Annotated in this window: 12 protein-coding genes; 4 read left to right on the plus strand and 8 right to left on the minus strand. The window is 66.2% G+C overall.

Features of this window, described 5'->3' with window-relative positions:
• Window positions 1-59: 59 nt before the first annotated feature.
• Together NSE01_RS14935 and NSE01_RS14940 are read right to left on the minus strand one after the other, a co-directional pair.
• Window positions 60-1,190: an acyl-CoA dehydrogenase family protein gene (locus tag NSE01_RS14935; RefSeq protein ID WP_147160442.1), complete on the minus strand. Its 1,131-nt coding sequence runs from the start codon at window positions 1,188-1,190 to the stop codon at window positions 60-62.
• A 63-nt stretch (window positions 1,191-1,253) separates the two neighbouring features.
• Window positions 1,254-2,447 carry an acyl-CoA dehydrogenase family protein gene (locus tag NSE01_RS14940; RefSeq protein ID WP_147160443.1) on the minus strand — a complete coding sequence of 398 codons (1,194 nt, stop codon included), beginning with the start codon at window positions 2,445-2,447 and terminating at the stop codon, window positions 1,254-1,256.
• A 381-nt stretch (window positions 2,448-2,828) separates the two neighbouring features.
• Here NSE01_RS14940 and NSE01_RS14945 point away from each other — a divergent pair, with 381 nt between their 5' ends.
• From NSE01_RS14945 to NSE01_RS14960, 4 genes are all read left to right on the plus strand, one after another.
• Window positions 2,829-5,378 (plus strand): TonB-dependent receptor domain-containing protein, encoded by a 2,550-nt coding sequence (locus NSE01_RS14945; RefSeq protein ID WP_147160444.1) that lies wholly within the window; start codon window positions 2,829-2,831, stop codon window positions 5,376-5,378.
• A 198-nt stretch (window positions 5,379-5,576) separates the two neighbouring features.
• Complete coding sequence (locus NSE01_RS14950; protein WP_246135233.1) at window positions 5,577-7,028, plus strand: tryptophan halogenase family protein; 1,452 nt, start codon at window positions 5,577-5,579, stop codon at window positions 7,026-7,028.
• 5 nt (window positions 7,029-7,033) lie between these two features.
• A complete protein-coding gene (locus tag NSE01_RS14955; RefSeq protein ID WP_147160446.1) occupies window positions 7,034-8,410 on the plus strand; it encodes a putative 2OG-Fe(II) oxygenase in 1,377 nt (458 codons plus the stop codon).
• A gap of 29 nt (window positions 8,411-8,439) precedes the next feature.
• Entirely contained in the window at window positions 8,440-9,438 is a 999-nt protein-coding gene (locus NSE01_RS14960; protein ID WP_147160447.1) for a LacI family DNA-binding transcriptional regulator, read from the plus strand.
• Here NSE01_RS14960 and NSE01_RS14965 read toward each other — a convergent pair.
• The 6 genes from NSE01_RS14965 to NSE01_RS14990 all read right to left on the minus strand — a co-directional run bounded on the left by NSE01_RS14965 (window position 9,431) and on the right by NSE01_RS14990 (window position 17,057).
• A complete protein-coding gene (locus NSE01_RS14965; RefSeq protein WP_147160448.1) occupies window positions 9,431-10,300 on the minus strand; it encodes an ROK family protein in 870 nt (289 codons plus the stop codon). The genes NSE01_RS14960 and NSE01_RS14965 overlap by 8 nt on opposite strands.
• Window positions 10,297-11,436 (minus strand): glycoside hydrolase family 68 protein, encoded by a 1,140-nt coding sequence (locus NSE01_RS14970; protein WP_147160449.1) that lies wholly within the window; start codon window positions 11,434-11,436, stop codon window positions 10,297-10,299. The genes NSE01_RS14965 and NSE01_RS14970 overlap by 4 nt, the downstream gene beginning before the upstream one ends.
• 66 nt (window positions 11,437-11,502) lie before the next feature.
• Window positions 11,503-12,633, minus strand: a complete 1,131-nt coding sequence (gene galK / locus NSE01_RS14975; protein WP_147160450.1) for a galactokinase — start codon at window positions 12,631-12,633, stop codon at window positions 11,503-11,505.
• Entirely contained in the window at window positions 12,630-13,664 is a 1,035-nt protein-coding gene (locus NSE01_RS14980; RefSeq protein WP_147160451.1) for a UDP-glucose--hexose-1-phosphate uridylyltransferase, read from the minus strand. The genes galK and NSE01_RS14980 overlap by 4 nt, the downstream gene beginning before the upstream one ends.
• A complete protein-coding gene (locus tag NSE01_RS14985; RefSeq protein WP_147160452.1) occupies window positions 13,661-15,724 on the minus strand; it encodes an alpha-galactosidase in 2,064 nt (687 codons plus the stop codon). The genes NSE01_RS14980 and NSE01_RS14985 overlap by 4 nt, the downstream gene beginning before the upstream one ends.
• Window positions 15,717-17,057, minus strand: coding sequence for an MFS transporter (locus NSE01_RS14990; RefSeq protein WP_147160490.1), 1,341 nt, complete (start codon window positions 17,055-17,057; stop codon window positions 15,717-15,719). Before NSE01_RS14990 ends, NSE01_RS14985 begins: the two co-directional genes overlap by 8 nt.
• Window positions 17,058-17,152: the final 95 nt, after the last annotated feature.

Consider the following 17,152-nt stretch of genomic DNA (forward strand, 5'->3'; position numbering starts at 1 on the left):
GCGCCGAGCCCCCTCCCCCAACCCCTCCCCGCCGGGGAGGGGAGCCAAGGCGGCGTTTCTTACGCCGCCAGCGTCAGATCCTCGAACCGGCCGAGATGGAAGTCGGCCGAGCCGAACTGGTTCTCGATCATGGTGGCGCGCTTGAAGTAGTGGCCGATGGCCAGCTCCACCGTGATGCCGATGCCCCCGTGCGTCTGGATCGCGTTCTGCCCGACGAAGTTTATCGAACGCGAGACCTTCGCCTTGGCGAGGCTCACTGCCGCCTTGCGTTCGGCAGCCGGCGACTCGAGCTTCAGCGCGCCCATCAGCGCCATCGAGGCGATCTGCTCCATTTCGACGAACATGTCCGCCATGCGGTGCTGCAGCACCTGGAACTTGCCGATCGGCTGGCCGAACTGCTTGCGCTGCTTGATGTAGTCGAGCGTGCCCTCGTGCAACTTGCGGCTGACCCCGCAGGCCTCACCGCAAACAGCGACGGTGGCTTCATCGACCAGCAGCTCGATCAGATCGATCCCGCCGGGGATATGCGCATCGCCTGGGATAGCCACGTTCTCGAAGTAGATCTCGCTTGCCTGGAAGCCGTCGACGCACGGGTAGTCGCGGCGCACGATGCCGGGCAGGGTAGCATCGATCAGGAACAGCTCGACGCCCCCGCGCTCGCGCTGGCTGCCGCCGGTGCGCGCGGTGACGAGGAGGTGCGTTGCCCACGGCGCGGCGTAGACGACCGCCTTGTGGCCCGAAAGGACGTAGCCTGAGCCATCAGCCTTCGCGGTGGTGCGCAGGTTGGCGAGGTCATAGCGGCCCTGCGGCTCGGCATAGGCGAACGCGATCACGGCATTGCCCGCGATGATCTCGGGGATCACCGCATCGGCCATGGCTGAAGGCGCGCGCTTCATCGCGCCGCCGCCGATCACGACGGTCTGGAGGTAAGGCTCGACCGCGATGACCTTGCCCAGCTCTTCCATCATGATCATGTTCTCGAGCGCGCCGCCGCCAAGGCCGCCGTGCTCTTCGGCAAAGGGCGCGCCCAGAATGCCGAGCTCGGTCGCCAGCGCCTGCCAGATGCCGGGATCGCGTCCTTCGGGGCGCAGCAGCATCTTCTTGCGCGTCTCGAAATCATAGGTGTCGGCAAGGAAGCGCGCGAGCGTGTCACGCAGCATGCCCTGCGTTTCGGTGTAGCTGAAATCCATTGTCCTCAAATCCCGCTAAAGGGCCGCCGCGGCTTTTGCCTGCGGCGGCCTCGTGTCATTTTCTCAGAGCCCCAGCACCATCTTGGCGATGATGTTGCGCTGGATCTCGTTGGAACCACCGTAGATCGTCGTCTTGCGGGTGTTGAAATAGCTGGGCGCGGCGCGGTGCGCGTAGTCCGGACCGATCGGATGCTCGTTGTCGCCCTCTCCGAAGCCGCGGAAATAGGGCGCGCCATAGTGGCCCACCGCTTCCAGCGTCAGCTCGGTCAGGCGCTGCTGGATTTCCGAACCCTTGATCTTCAGCAGGCTCGATTCCGGCCCCGGACCCTTGCCGGCGCTTTCACCCGCAAGGCTGCGCAGCTCGGTAAACTCGAGCGCGGTGAGGTCCATTTCCAGCTCGGCGATCTTGCGCTTGAAGAAGGCGTTGGCGATCAGCGGCTTGTCGCCGTCCATCTCGGCGCGGGCGATGGTTTTCACCTTCTCGATCCCGCGCTTCGAAGCGGCGACACCCGCGATCCCGGTGCGCTCGTGCGCCAGCAGGAACTTGGCGCAGGTCCAGCCCTTGTTCTCTTCATAAACGCGCTGATCCACCGGCACGCGCACGTCTTCGAGCCACACTTCGTTGACTTCGTGTTCGCCGCCCAGCGTGATGATCGGGCGCACTTCGATGCCCGGCGTCTTCATGTCGATCAGCAGGAACGAGATACCTTCCTGCTGCTTGGCATCGGGATCGGTGCGGACGAGGAAGAAGCCCCAGTCGGCGTGCTGCGCCATCGTGGTCCAGGTCTTCTGGCCGTTGACCACGTAGTGATCGCCATCCCGCACCGCCTTGGTGCGCAGCGAGGCGAGGTCAGAGCCCGAACCCGGCTCAGAATAGCCCTGACACCACCAGTCCTCGCCCGAAAGGATGCGGGGGAGGAACTTGGCCTTCTGCTCGGGTGTGCCGAAGGTGTAGATCACCGGGCCGACCATCGAGAGGCCGAAGGGCATCAGGCGGATGCAGTCCGCGCGCGCGGTCTCTTCCGACCAGATGTAGCGCTGCGTCGCGGTCCAGCCGGTGCCGCCGTATTCGACCGGCCATGCGGGGGCGACCCAGCCCTTCTTCGCCAGCACCTTGTGCCACGAGAGGAAGTCTTCCTTCGAAAGCTCGTCGCCTTCATCCTGCTTGCCGCGCAGCTCGGCCGGATAGTTCTCGGCGATGAACGCCCGCACTTCCTGCTGGAAGGCGAGGTCCTCGGGGCTGAAATCCAGATGCATGGTGCTCTCCCTTTTCATTCAGGGCCTTTACGGCCGCGATGCGACGGGACTCGGGCGCGCAAGGCGGGCCGGTCTCCTGCTCCCTCCATCCTTCCACTTTACGTAAACGTCAAGAGGGGCGTTGGTCCGGGGAGGGGCGGGTTGCACTACGAGGAGATATAGCGCGCGGTTGGCAGGGCGGGGCTTCGATACAGGCCGCATCCGGCAGGCGTGACATGGAAGCCACAGGTCGAGCCTTGTGCCCGGTTCTTGATTCAATCGCTTGAATTGATGCTTGCAAGGCGCCAGTGCCTTTGCCAAGGAAGCTGCACGAAGGCGAATCAGCCAATCGATTCGCCGCGTAAGCACGCACAAAAGTGCTCGCAACCCGGGGAGAGACCTGTGAAGCAAACTGTGATTCAATCGTGTGCATCCGTCCTTGCGCTGGCTGTCGCCGGCCTTGCGGCGCCGGTGCACGCGCAATCCGCCGCGCCTGCCGCTGCCGAAACCGCCGCCACCGACGCGCCCGCCGATACGCTGAGCGAAATCGTCGTCACCGCCTCGACCGGCACCAAGAGCAAGCTCGACAGCTCGGTCTCGATCTCGTCGGTCGATTCGGCGATCATCGCCAACTTCCGCCCGATGTCGGAAGGCGATCTGCTTCGCCTGCTGCCGGGTCTTCAGCCCAACGTTTCGGGTCCGGGCGGTAACGGCAACTTCGCCGTCCGCGGTCTGCCCGTCGCCACCGGCGGCGCCACCTTCGTCCAGCTGCAGGAAGATGGCCTCCCCACCGTCCTGTTCGGCGATATCCAGTTCGGCAACAACGACTACTGGACCAAGTCCAGCCCGATCGACGCCCGCGTTGACGCGATCCGCGGCGGCACCGCCGCCACTCTCGCCAGCCAGGCGCCGGGCGCGGTCATCAACTACATCAGCAAGACCGACCGCAGCGAAGGCGGTTATGTTCAGGTCGAGCGCAACCTCACCTACGATTACACCCGCGCGAGCTTCCGCTTCTCGGGCGCGATCGACGACAAGACCCACTTCAATATCGGCGGCTACTACGGCGCCGGTGATGGTCCGTGGCACTCGGGCTACCAGCTCAGCAAGTCGTACCTGATCAAGGGCAACATCACCCGCGAGTTCGACGACAACCGCGGCTTCTTCCGCCTCTATTTCAAGGCGCAGGACACGCAGGAGCCCAACACGCAGGGCGGCATCGCCTGCGGCAATCTCTCCGGCGGCAAGGTTTCCGGCCTCACCGCGTGCCCGGGCTTCGATCCGCGTCGCGCTTCGAATTTCTCGCCCTACAACACCAACGTCAACTACGTCGATTTCAACAGCGGCGGTCTTGCCAGCACCCCGCTGAACGGCATCACCACCAATGCCCAGTCGATCCAGGCGCAGCTGCACTACAAGTTCGACAACGGCATCACCGTCGACAACAACGCCCGCTACACCAACATGAGCGGCGGCTTCTCGTCGAACTTCCTCAGCGTCTCGCCGCTGTCGGGCCTGATCGGCTCGACCAAGAACGGCAGCGTGGTCGCCCGCGCGGTCTATTCGGCTGGCCCGGACAAGGGCAAGGATGTCGCCGAAGCGTTCTACAACAACAACGTCTCGGTCTACACGCGGATCCGCGACGTCGGCAGCTTCGTCAACGATGCCAAGCTCAACTGGCAGGGCGATCTCGGCGCGGTGAAGGCCAACCTGACCGCCGGCTGGTTCTACATGAACCAGAAGGTCGCGATGGATTGGCACCCCAACCAGTTCAACGCTTCGCTGACCCCCGCTGCCTCGCCCATCGACCTGCTCGATTCGGCTGGCAACCTGCTCAGCGCCAACGGCTTCACCGGTTATAACAACAACTGGGGCGGCTGCTGCGCCCGCACCTACGATTACACCTTCACCGACAACGCGCCTTACGCCGACTTCATCTTCGACGTGGGCAAGTTCGAACTCGACGCCTCGGTCCGCCACGACATCAACAAGGGTACGGGTTCGGGCATCAACGCCAACCCGGCTGTGGGCGATGCGGTGACGCACTTCATCACGCAGAATGCGGTGAACCCGGTGACGGGCGCATCGCAGCAGGTCAGCCTGCCCTACTACCTGCCCGATGGCGCGCGTGAGGTTATCAACTACACCAAGGCGACCACCTCGTGGTCGGTGGGTGCCAGCTTCAAGCCGGCGGACAACCTCAACCTGTTCGTCCGCGCTTCGAAGGGCGTCCGCGCCAACGCCGATCGTCTGAGCTTCAGCGGCTACTTCAATGCCAATGGCACGCTCAATGATCGCGGCAACACGGCGGTTTCGAACAACGTGTACCAGTACGAAGTGGGCCTGAAGAACCGCGGCAACATCGGCGCGGCGCGCTACACGGTCGAACTGACCGCGTACCACAGCCACTTCAACATCACGACGTTCGAGCTCAGCCAGACGATCTGCCCGATCGTCACGGGCAGCCCGACGACCTTCACCTGCATCATCTCGGACAAGTACAAGACGACGGGTGCGGAGTTCTACGGCACGCTGAACATGGGCGGCTTCAGCCTCCTGGCCAACATGACGTACAACAAGTCGAAGAAGCAGCCCTCGGCACCGGGCTCGGTGTTCTCGCGGTCGAACAACATTCCCGACCTCTCGTACACCTTCGCCGCGAACTACGATGTCAACGACATGGTCGCGCTGGGGGCCAACATCACCGGCGTGACCAGCACGCTCGATGGCGCTGGCAACGAGTGGCCGGGTGGCAGCGTGGTTGGCGCAAACCTCAAGGTTCGCCCGATCAAGAACCTCGAATTGGGCGTCAACGTCTACAACCTGTTCAACAAGCTGACCCCGCTCGGGCCGGCCGGAACGGACTATCAGCCGGGTAACGGTACGTTCGTCGGTGGCATCGCGCCGGTGCTTGGCCGCAACGTGAACGCCTCGGTGCGCTTCAGCTTCTAAGGGCTGAAGCCCGCCCGCAAGGGTGGGGTGACTTCAAAGGGGGTGGGTGCGGCCAATGGTTCCGCACCCACCCTTTTTTGCGTAAGCAATGGCCTGTGCCGGGAAACGGCAGGGCACTTTGGCAGGGGATAGCTAGTGAACCAGAGTGATCGCCGGATCCGTTCAGTGCTCGTCGTCGGCGGCGGCTCGGCCGGCTGGATGACAGCGGCGATGCTCGCCACCATGCTGCGGCAGGATTGCAGGATCACGCTGGTCGAATCCGACGAAATCGGCATCGTCGGTGTGGGCGAGGCGACGATCCCCCCCATCCGCCTGTTCAATGAAACGCTGGGCATCAGCGAAGCCGATTTCATCCGCGAGACGCGCGGCACCTTCAAGCTCGGCATCGAATTCGTCGACTGGGGCCAAGTCGGCAGCCGCTATTTTCATCCGTTCGGCCCGCATGGCCGCAACTTCGATATGGTGCCGCTTCACCAGTATTGGCTGCGGACCCGGAGCGAGCCGGGCGCCTTCCCACTCGAAGACCTCTCGATGGCCTGGCACATCGCGCGGAGCGGACGCATGGCGCGCCCGGTGCCCGATCAGCGCTCGCTGCTCTCCACGTTCGATTATGCCTACCACTTCGATGCCTCGCTCTACGCCGCGTTCCTGCGCCGCCATGCCGAAGCGCGCGGCGTCACCCGCGTGGAGGGCAAGATCGGCGACGTTTCGCTCAATGGTGAGACCGGCTTCGTCGAAAGCGTCACGCTGGAAGACGGCCGCAAGCTGGAAGCCGATCTCTTCATCGATTGCTCGGGCCTGCGTGCACTCCTCATCGAAGGCGCGCTGAAAACCGGGTTCGAGGACTGGAGCCACTGGCTCCCCTGTGACCGCGCCGTCGCCATGCCCTGCGCGCAGGCGGGGCAACCGACGCCCTACACTCGCTCCACCGCGCGCGAGGCCGGGTGGCAGTGGCGCATTCCGCTGCAGCACCGCATCGGCAACGGCTATGTCTATTCGAGCCAGTTCATGGCGGACGACAAGGCTGCCGAGCTGCTCGCCTCGCGCCTCGATGGCGAAGCGCTGGGTGATCCCCGCTTCGTGCGCTTCCGCACCGGCCGCCGCAAGCAGCACTGGAACCGCAACGTCATCGCCGTCGGCCTCTCCAGCGGCTTCCTCGAACCGCTGGAATCAACCTCGATCCATCTGATCCAGGCCAACATTTCCAAGCTCATCGGCCTGTTTCCCGATCGCGATTTCGATCCCGCCACGATTGACGAGTTCAACCGCATTGCCCATGCCGAGACGGACCGCATCCGCGATTTCATCATCCTCCACTACAAGCTCACGCAGCGGCAGGATCATGAACTCTGGCGCTACGTTTCCGCGATGGACGTGCCGGAGACATTGGCGCTCAAGCTGGAACACTTCCGCCGCCATGGACGCCTGATCGCGCGCGAGATGGACCTGTTCGCGCCCGCCTCGTGGCTTGCAGTGCACATCGGCCAGCACAACTATCCCGAAGGTCTCGATCCTCTGATCGAGTTCCGCGGCATCGATGCGCGTGATTATCTCGCCAAGCTGCGCGCCGCCATGGCCGCTGAAGCCGCCCGCCTGCCAAGCCACGAAAGCTTCATCGCCGGCCTTACCGGCGCGGCAGCTGCGGCCTGAAGCGCATGTCCGCTGCGTTTGAGGCCGAGGTGTGGCGTGAAAAGGCACGGGCCTTGCGCGCCGTGCAGGACATGGCCGGTGCCGACCGCGCCATTGCCGAAGCCGCGCGCCTTGCGCCGACCGATCCGCTGACGACATTCCTGCGCGCCCAATCGGCCTACGAACTCGGCCACCCCGCCGCAGCGCTCTTTGCAGAGGCCGTCCGGTGCTGGCCAGAAAATCCGGATGTCCTCCGAAACCACGCGCTTGCTCTCGCTTCGGAAGGTCATCATGCTGAGGCAGAAGCCGTGCTGACGCGCGCGCTTGCCGCCCGGCCCGATTGGCTCGATGGCCAGCGCGTCCTTGCGAGCCTGCGCTACAGCCACGGCGATGCAGAGACCTACGACGCCGGCTTTGCCGAGGCGGTCCGCGCGCAGCCGCGCAATCAGGGGCTCTGGCTCGGCTGGTTCACCCTGCGCGCGCAGCAGCGCGATTGGCCCGCTGCGCGCCGCATCCTCGATAAAGCCGGGGCTCATCTCGGCGAAACCCGCGCGCTGGCAGTGGCGCGCGCCTTCCTCGCCAGCGAATGCGGCGCGCTTGGCGAAGCGCAGACCCGTCTCGCCGCGCTGACCGGCGCGGACGACGAATTCCTCGTTCTCTGCCGCATCCGCACCGCGCTCAGGGCCGGCGATGCCGCGGCCGCGCGCGACCTTGCGCTGCCGCTCACGGCCACGCGGCTGGCCGGGCAGGTCTGGCCCTATCTCTCGACCGCCTGGCGGATGCTGGGCGACCCGAACGCGGCCTGGCTGGATGGTGATCCGGTGCTCCACGGCGTCCTCGATCCGGGCCTGTCCGCTGCCGAGATCACCGACCTTGCCGCCCTGCTGCGCCGCCTGCACACCGCATCGCTGCCCTACGCCGAACAATCGGTGCGGCATGGTACGCAGACGGATCGCTCGATCCTCCTCCGGCATGAGCCACTGCTCGGCACTGTCCGTGCCCGTCTGATGGAGGCGCTGCGCGATTTCGTTGCCAACTTGCCGCCGCCGGATCCGCGCCACCCCGTTCTGGGGCGCGCTCGCGGCGGCCTGCAGATCTCGGGCAGCTGGTCGGTGCGCCTTGGGGCCGGGGGCTTCAATGTCACCCACAGCCATCCTGTCGGCTGGTTCTCTGCGGTGCTCTATGTCGCGCTGCCCGATGATCCCGGCGCGGCTCCGGCTGGCGCCCTGCATCTCGGTGCGCCTCCGCCCGAGCTCGGTGTTACGCTGGACCCCTATGCAGTAATACCGCCGCACGTGGGACACGTAGTGGCCTTCCCCTCCATCCTGTGGCATGGCACTTATCCATTCGCAGCGGGAGAGCGGCTCAACATTGCCTTCGATGTCGTCCCCACCTCCGTCTGAAGACCAGACATTGCCATGATGCTTTCACGATGACCGGGCCCAAGACCCTCAAGGAACTTGCCGAGCTGGCGGGTGTCACCAGCGGCACGGTCTCGCGCGCGCTGTCGGGATCGAACCTCGTCACGCCCGCCACGCGCGACATGATCGTCGCGCTCGCGCGCAAGCACGGCTTCACGCCCAACGCCACTGCACGCAACCTGCGTATGCGCAAGACGAACACGATCGGCGTGGTCATCCCGCTTGGCCACGAAGTGCGGCAGAACATCTCCGATCCGTTCTTCATCACCTTGCTCGGCCTGCTGGCCGACAAGCTGACGAACCGCGGCTACAGCCTCCTCCTTTCGCGCGTTGTGCCGGCGGACGAGGACTGGCTGCTCAAGCTGGCGCGCTCGGGCCAGTCGGACGGGATCATCGTGATCGGCCAGTCGGACCAGTCCGCCGTGCTGGACCGCGTGGCCGAACTCTATCGTCCGCTCGTCGTCTGGGGCTCGCATATCGCGGGGCAGGCGCATTGCTCGGTGGGGTCGGACAACTTCCGCGGCGGCGCGCTCGCAGCGCAGCACCTGCTGGAGCGCGGCTGCCGCAATATCGTGTTCTTCGGCGATGCCCGTGCGATCGAAATCGGCCAGCGGCTCGAAGGCTGCCGTTCGGTGGTGGAGCGTTCCGGCGCCCAGTTCAGCGTGGTGCCAACCCATCTCGTCGCCGATGCCGCTCAAGGCGAGATCGGCAAGTATTTCCGCGCCAAGGCCCACCGCCCTGACGGCGTTGTCGCGGCCTCGGACGTCATCGCCGTCACCGCCATGCGCGTGCTGGCGGAGCAGGGCCTTTCAGTCCCCGGCGACGTGAAGGTGATCGGCTATGACGGCCTGCCGCTGGGCGAACATACGATGCCGCCGCTCACCACGATCGCGCAGGATCTGGAGCAGGGCGCCGAGAACCTCGTCACCAGCGTGATCCAGCGCATCGCGGGGGAGGAGATCCACTCGGTCATCCTCCAGCCGCGCCTGCTTGTGCGCGAATCTACCTGAGCGCCAAGGCCAGCGCGCCGAGCAGCCCCGCGTTGTCGCCAAGGCCCGGCGGCACGATCAGCTCGTCGATCTTGCCCACGGTATAGCTGCCGTTCGCGGCCAGCGCTTCTGCGCGGATCAGGTCGAGCAGGCCTTCGGTGGCTGTCACCCCGCCGCCGAGCACGATGCGGGCGGGTTCCATCACCGTCTGGAACGTTGCCAGCGCGCGGCCGATATACCACGCGATGATGCGCTTGCCGGGATGGTCCTCGGGCAGTTCGGACAATGACTGGCCCCACCGTGCGGTCACCGCCGGCCCGCAGGCCAAGCCTTCGAGGCAATCGCCATGGAACGGACAGCTGCCTACGAAGTCCATGTCCTCGGGATGGCGCGGCATCCGGATATGGCCCATTTCCGGATGCGAAAGCCCCCGCAGCAGTTGGCCGTCGCTGCAGAACCCGCCGCCGATACCGGTTCCGATGGTGAGATAGAGCACTGAGCCCAGACCGGCACCCGCGCCCCACAGTGCTTCGGAAAGCGCCGCGCCATTGACGTCGGTGTCGATCGCGACCGGCACACCGAAGCGCTCCATGAAGGGCGCGATCAGGCTTGCCCCGCTCCAGTGCGGCTTGGGCGTCGCGCGGACACAGCCAAAATCGGGCGAGGCGGGATCGAGATCGAGCGGCCCGAACGAGGCAATGCCGAATGCCGCGTAGGCTCCGCCTTGCGCCGCAAACCACTCCACTGCCGCGCCCAGCGTTTCCTCGGGCGTCGTCGTCGGGATGCGTGTCCGTGCCATGATCGTGCGCTCGGCATCGGCCACGCCGAGCACGAACTTTGTGCCGCCCGCCTCGATCAGGCCATAGCGCGCCGGGGCGGTCATGCCGCGACTTCCGCGTGCGTGCCGTCCAGAACGAGGCGGAACACCGGCGCCGGCACCCCGGCAAAATGCGCCCGGCGCCACGCTGCATCGCCGTGGTCATTGCCCTTGAGCGAGTTCGGGTAATCAACGAAGCCGTGGACCGTGAGGTCGCTCGTCACCCACCAGCTATAGGTCTGCACCGGTGCCTCGGGCGGATTGCCGGCCACGAGCCCGCTACCGTTGAGCGGCAGCCACGGCCCCTCCATGCGCTCGGCCACCATGCCGTAAAGCCCGTTCGGACCATTGGGCACACCCGGCGCAAAGACCTTCCGCTGCGTTGACCAGAACAGGTAGTAACGTCCCGCATGGAACACCACGTGCGGCCGCTCCTGCTCGTTGTTGAGGCCGTCCGCGCTGAGCAGCGGGGGCAGCACGGCCCAGTCGCCGTCCTCGCGCCGAAGCAGGCCGATGCAGCCGTTCCAGTCGCTCGTCGCCTCCTTGAGCGAACCGGTGAACAGCAGGTACTCAGCCCCATCCGCTGGATCGCGGAAATGGGCCGGATCGCGGAAGCCCTTGATGAAACCGGGCACGCCTTCGCTGGCCGTCACCTGCACATAGTGCGGGATCGATCCGCCAGCGATCTCGCGCGGTGCCGTCCAGCCTTCGATCGTGAAATGATCGGCGCCGCCGACCAGCTGCCCGGTCGTCTCGAACATGCGCTGGGCGAAAGTGCGCGGTTCTTCCCCGCGCAGGCCCGATGCCGTCCAGTAGAGCGTCACCGCACCCGTTTCAGGATCATAAAGCGCGGAACCAGCCCATTCGCGGCTGCCGGGATTGAGCTCGTCCGGCAGGGCATTGCCATGATCGCGCCATGCCCCACCGCGCTCGGCCATCAGACGGATGCGGACAATATCGTGCCGCGCTTCGGGGTCTTCACCAGCCGGTGCCGAAAGCACGAACCACAGCGCCCAACCGTCGACGGATGCAGTGCTGCCATCAGCCAGTTGCAGCGGCCAGAGATCCCAGAGGTCAAACCCCGGCAGCGGGTGCTGCAGCGCGGTGCCATCGACCAGCGGGATCTGGTGGCATGGCTCGTCTCGCAGCGCGCCAAGGTGCTCTGCGGTCCAGAGGGTTGTCGGGGAGGTGAGTACGGGCATGAAAGTCGGTCCTGAAAACAAACGATTAAATTGTTCCCCGCAAGCAGGGTGAGATGTCTGAAATGCCTACCGCATGACGAGGCCAGCCCCGGCGCACGCGGTTTCGCGCAGCACCAGCGGCGCGGTGCCGTCGGGCTTGCGATAGGTGAGGGCGCCGAGCACCGCGTCGGTGCGGTCTGCCCGGCACAGCGCGACGACCGCGCCGCCAAAGCCGCCGCCGGTCATCCGCGCGCCGCCTTCGGGGCCGATCAGAGCCTGCAGTTCGGCGGCCAGGGCATCGACCGCAGGCACGGTGATCTGGAAGTCGTCGCGCATGGAAGCGTGCGAAGCGGCCATCAGTTCGCCGGTCGCCCTGAGGTCGCCCGCCGCAAGCGCTTCGGCTGCCGCGAGCACGCGCGCATTCTCGGTCACCACGTGCCGCGCCCGCGAAAGGGTCAGCGGATCGAGCCCCGCACCGTTCAGCATGGCCATGTCGGCATCGCGCAGAGCCGATACGCCGATCGCCGCTGCCGCAGCCTCGCACTGGGCGCGCCGCTCGTTGTAGTGACCTTCGACCAGCCCGCGCGCCACGCCCGAATGAACGATCAGGATCTGCACGTCCTCCGGCATTGCCACCGGGCGCACGTCGAGTGTCCGGCAATCGATCATCAGCGCATGGCTGGCGACCCCCGCAGCGGAAGCCAACTGGTCCATGATCCCGCAGCGCATGCCGACATGGTCGCACTCGCCGGCCTGCGCCATGCGGGCGATATCGGCGGGTGCGATGGAAAGCCCTGCCAGTGCCGCGAGCACGGTGCCGATGCCCACCATCAGCGATGCGGAGGAGGACAGCCCGGCGCCCTTGGGCACGTTGCCGGTCATCGCGATATCCGCCCCGGCCAGCGCATGGCCGCGCTGGATCATCGCGGCGGTCATCCCACGCACGTAGTCTGCCCAGGGGTGGGCCGGATCGGCCGCATAGGGCGCCTCCAGCTTCCATTCCGCGATGGCCCCGCCGAAGTCGCAGGCCAGCACGCGTATCCGGCCATCGCTGCGCGGCGCAGCGGCGATGCGCGTTTCCACGCTGATCGCGGCTGGCAGCACGAAGCCGTCATTGTAGTCGGTATGCTCGCCGATCAGGTTCACGCGCCCCGGGGCGCGGGCGATCAGCGCGGGCGCCGCGCCAAAGGCGGCTTCGAACTGCTGCGCCAAGGTCATGCGACGCTCCGGAAGTGCGGGCCGCCACAGGCACGCAGCCGCTCGGCCGCTTGCTCGGCGGTCAGGTCGCGCTGCGTCTCGGCCAGAATCTCGAACCCGGCCATGAACTTGCGCACCGATGCGGAACGCAGCAGCGGCGGATAGAAATGTGCGTGCAGCCGCCAGTGGGAGCTTGGCTCATGCCCGAAGGGTGCCCCGTGCCAGCCCATCGAATAGGGGAAGGAGCACTGGAACAGGTTGTCATAGCGCGTGGTAAGATCGGCCAGGATCACCGCCAGATCGCTGCGCTGCGCGTCCGTCAAGTCAGGCAGGCGCGCCACATCGAAGCGCGGCAGCAGCAGCGTCTCGAACGGCCAGACCGCCCACCACGGCACGATGGCGAGCCAATACTCCGAAGCACAGACCACGCGCGGCCCGTCCGCTTCCGCCTCGACGAGCTGCGCCAGCATCGCGCTGCCCTTTTCGGCCAGCCACGCTGCCTGTGTGCGGTCCTCGGTTGCGATCAGCTGCGGCACGTGGTTCGTCGCCCACACTTGTCCGTGCGGATGGGGGTTCGAACACCCCATCATCGCGCCCTTGTTCTCGAAGATCGAAACCACGGCATAGCGCTCGCCGAGGTCGGCAGCCTGCTCGCACCAGCAATCGATCACCGCGCGCAGCTCGCCGTGCGAAAGCTCGGGCAGGGTGCGGCCGTGATCGGGTGAGAAGCAGATCACCCGCGCTTCGCCGGTCGCCTGCTCGGCGCGAAACAGCCCACCGCCAGCCTCCGGCGCAGGCGTATCGGGCAGCAACGCGGCAAAGTCGTTCGCGAAGACGTAAGTGCCGGTGTAGTCCGGATTGCGTTCCCCGTTCACCCGCGTGTTGCCGGCGCAGAGGTAGCAGGCAGGATCGTGCGCCGGCGGACGGGTGGTATCCGGCACTTCCTCCGCACCCTGCCACGGGCGCTTGGCGCGGTGCGGGGAAACGAGCAGCCAGGTATCACTCAGCGGGTCGTAACGCCGGTGCGGATGCTCCGCCGGATCGAAATTCATGAACGCACCTCAAGCACGAGTACCGCCTCGCCGGGGAGCGGCGGGACGGCCATGCCTACGCGGCTGAGCCAGCCACCGTCCATGCTCGCAAGCACGCCGCTGTCTGACGCAATCGTATACGTGCGCCCGGGCAGCGCCATCGGCAGCCGCAGGTTCGGTTGATGCCGCATCGTGGTGGGCGATGTGCGGGTGACGAGCACGACCATGTCTTCCGCTGAGCCATGCGCCTGCCACACAACGCCGTCGCCCACCTCGCCCATCCAGACGCGGCCCTGGTGCAGGCGCTCGCGCAAGGCCTTGTAGCGCGCGATCCCGGCCATGAGTTCACTACGTTCCTTGTCGCCCAGCTTCCGCGCATCAAGCTCGACACCGAAGTGCCCCGGCAGCGCCACACCGCAGCGGAACGCCATCGATTGCGAGCGCCCGGTCGAATGCGCGGGGCTAGCGCCCACGTGGCTGCCCATCACTTCGGGCGGCATGAACTGCAGGAAGCCGCGCTGCATCCCCGCGCGCGAAACCGCGTCAATGCAGTCGCTGGTCCAGAAGCGGTGGGTGCGCTTGATGATCCCCGCATCGATCCGTCCGCCGCCGCCGGCGCAGGCCTCGATCTCCACATTCGGGAAGGCCGCGCGCAGCCGGTCCATCAGCGCATAAGTCGCCAGCACTTGCGCGCGGTAGTGCGGCTGGTTCCCGGCATGGACGAGATCGCGGTTGTGGTCCCACTTGAGGTAGCCGATCGGCAGATCACGCAGCAGCGCGGCAATCGCGTCGAACAGGTAGGTGCTCACCTCGGGCTTCGCCATGTCCAGCACCAGCTGGTTGCGCGCCTCCAGCAGCGGACGCCCATCTACATGCAGCGCCCAATCGGGATGGCGGCGATAGAGGTCGCTGTTGCGGTTGACCATTTCCGGCTCGACCCAAAGGCCGAATTCCATGCCCAGTTCGGTCACGCGCTGCGCCAGGGGGGCCAGACCGCGCGGATACTTCCGCTTGTCGACGGTCCAGTCACCGAGCGAGGAGGTGTCGTCGTCGCGCTTGCCGAACCATCCGTCATCCAGCACGAAGCGCTCGATCCCGATGTCCGCCGCCGCTTTGGCAAGGTCCATCAGCGCGGCTTCGTCGTGCGCGAAGTAGAAGCCTTCCCAAGTGTTGATATGCACCGGGCGCTTCGCTGCACCTTCAGCGCCGCCCGGCCACGTCATCCGTGCACGGATGCCGCGGTGGAAGGCGTGCGCCACCCCGTTTGGCCCCTCGGCAGAAGCTGTCGCCAGCACTTCGGGGCTTTGCATCACGGCGCCCGGCGCAAGGATCGCCTCGCCCGGCGCCAGCCATTCACCCAGCTGCCACTGCCGCCGCCCGTCATCGACCCACTCGATGCTCTGCACTGCATTCCCGGACCACGCGATTTGCGCGCCATAGGCACTGCCATCAGCGCAGGTCACCACCGCGCCGGGAAAGCAATCGTGCGAGGTAAGCCCGCGCCGGTTCTCGCGCCGCCACAGGCTGCGGGTGAGGGGATCGCGCACGGGCACGAATTCGGAGTTATGGCGACCAGCCAGCGAATGCACTTCCGCCGCATCCTCGGGGAGCGGCAGCGCAGCCGCGGCCAGCCACTGCACATGCAGCGGCGCATCTCCAAGATTGGAAATCGCGCTGCGCACCGTCATCACGTCGGTCGCGGGATCGAGCGAATAGCTCGTCGTCACCGCGATCCGCGCCGCCGCATCGTGCAGCACGAAGCGCACCGTCTGCGCATCGGGCCGCTCGACCTTGCACTCGCCCGCCTGAAAGCTCCAGTCGCGCCCCGCGCGGTCCGCCAGCAATGCGCTCTGCCCGAACCAGCCCATGCCGAAGCCGGGAAAAACCGTCAGCGGCTGGTCGAAATGGAGCGAGAAGCTGGGCTCTGGTCGCTCGCTTCGCAGCGTGGCGCCGGGCCGCGCGCCGTCTGGCAGGCGGGGCCCCCAATAGCGCCACAGCGGTGCTTCGCCGGGGGGAAGTTCCCATACGGCGCTGCAACCGGGGCTTTCCAGCGCGATGATCTGCGGTGCGGCCTCAGGCATGTGCCAGCCCCGCCGCCCGGCGCGGATCTGGCACGCGCAGCATCGTTACTGCCGCCGCCAGCAGCAGCACACCGGCAAAGGTCAGCGCATTGCGCGGGTCTGCGCCCAGCACATGGTTGTATATCCAGCCGAACGTCACGCCGTTGAGCAGCATCGGGATCACGATCATCATGTTGAAGATGCCCATGTAAACGCCGGTCCGCTCCGGCGGGATCGAGCCTGCGAGGATGATGTAGGGGTTGCCCATGATGCTCGCCCAGCACACGCCCAGCGTTACCGCGATCAGCAGCAGCGGGGTGTGGCTGCCAAGGTCGGGCATCGCGAGCGCCGAAAATACCGGACCCGGCGCGCTCGCGGCGCCTGAAACGTGCGCCAGCGCCACCATGCCCAGCCCGCCCGAAGCAAGGCATGCCATGTGCACCCGCGATGCGCCGAGCGCACGCGAGATCGGCACCATCGCCAGCGCCGCCGCAAAGCCGACAAGATTGTAGAACGCGCCCAGTTGCTGCGTCGTCAGCACGGCGGCGCGGAAGGCTTCGCTGCTCTTGTCCGCCGTGTCGTAGATCGAGCGGCCGATCGATAGCGAGCTGTACGACCAGTAGATCGAGAAACCGTACCACTGGAACAGGCTCATCCATGCCATGCTGCGCATCGCCTGCGGCATTTCCACGATGGCGCGGCCGATTTCGCCCAGCGTCGCCCCGGCGGAGCGCGGGGCAGCGGCAATGCGCGCCTTCTCGTCTTCGCTCAGCGGCAGTTCGGGCACGCGCCAGATCGACCACAGGATCGTGGTGATCGAAAGCACCGCACCCACCATGAAGGAGATATGCGTGATCGTCGGGATGTTGTGCGCATCCACCGCGTTGCGATCGATCCCCACCCAGTAGACGAGGATCGAGGGCGAGAGGAACGCGAGGCACTGCGCAAGGCCGGTGAACGCACTCTGGCTGAGATAGCCGATCTCGTGCTGGCTCTCGTCCAGCCGGTCGCTCACATAGGCGCGGTATGGCTCCATCGTGATGTTGTTGCCCGCATCGAGCAGCCACAGCAGGCTCGCCGCCATCAGGATGCTTGCCGAAAACGGCATGAACAGCAGGCCGAGGCTGCACATCACCGCGCCGATCAGGAAGTAGGGCGTGCGGCGGCCAAACCGCGAATTGGTGCGATCAGAGAGCGCGCCGACCAGCGGCTGGATCAGCAGCCCGGTCATCGGGCCGGCCAGTTGGAGGATGGGGAGGGTCGATTCGTCCGCGCCGAGCCACGAATAGATCGGCACCATGTTGCCTTGCTGCAGGCCGAAGCTGAACTGCAGGCCGAGGAAGCCGAGATTCATCTCGATCACGCGCATCAACGAGAGAATCGGCTTCCGCTTCGTCTCGGCCCGGTCGGTTCCAGATGGGGTGGCAATGCTCAAGGGCTCTCTCCCGC

It is taken from the genome of Novosphingobium sediminis, from assembly GCF_007991615.1.
GTDB lineage: Bacteria > Pseudomonadota > Alphaproteobacteria > Sphingomonadales > Sphingomonadaceae > Novosphingobium > Novosphingobium sediminis.

Bases quoted from the DNA above. Each gene is read 5' to 3' on its own strand.
- NSE01_RS14935 (WP_147160442.1), bottom strand. From the start codon at position 1,190: ATGGATTTCAGCTACACCGAAACGCAGGGCATGCTGCGTGACACGCTC.
- NSE01_RS14940 (WP_147160443.1), bottom strand. From the start codon at position 2,447: ATGCATCTGGATTTCAGCCCCGAGGACCTCGCCTTCCAGCAGGAAGTG.
- NSE01_RS14950 (WP_246135233.1), top strand. From the start codon at position 5,577: ATGACAGCGGCGATGCTCGCCACCATGCTGCGGCAGGATTGCAGGATC.
- NSE01_RS14955 (WP_147160446.1), top strand. From the start codon at position 7,034: ATGTCCGCTGCGTTTGAGGCCGAGGTGTGGCGTGAAAAGGCACGGGCC.
- NSE01_RS14960 (WP_147160447.1), top strand. From the start codon at position 8,440: ATGACCGGGCCCAAGACCCTCAAGGAACTTGCCGAGCTGGCGGGTGTC.
- NSE01_RS14965 (WP_147160448.1), bottom strand. From the start codon at position 10,300: ATGACCGCCCCGGCGCGCTATGGCCTGATCGAGGCGGGCGGCACAAAG.
- NSE01_RS14970 (WP_147160449.1), bottom strand. From the start codon at position 11,436: ATGCCCGTACTCACCTCCCCGACAACCCTCTGGACCGCAGAGCACCTT.
- galK (WP_147160450.1), bottom strand. From the start codon at position 12,633: ATGACCTTGGCGCAGCAGTTCGAAGCCGCCTTTGGCGCGGCGCCCGCG.
- NSE01_RS14980 (WP_147160451.1), bottom strand. From the start codon at position 13,664: ATGAATTTCGATCCGGCGGAGCATCCGCACCGGCGTTACGACCCGCTG.
- NSE01_RS14985 (WP_147160452.1), bottom strand. From the start codon at position 15,724: ATGCCTGAGGCCGCACCGCAGATCATCGCGCTGGAAAGCCCCGGTTGC.
- NSE01_RS14990 (WP_147160490.1), bottom strand. From the start codon at position 17,057: ATGAATCTCGGCTTCCTCGGCCTGCAGTTCAGCTTCGGCCTGCAGCAA.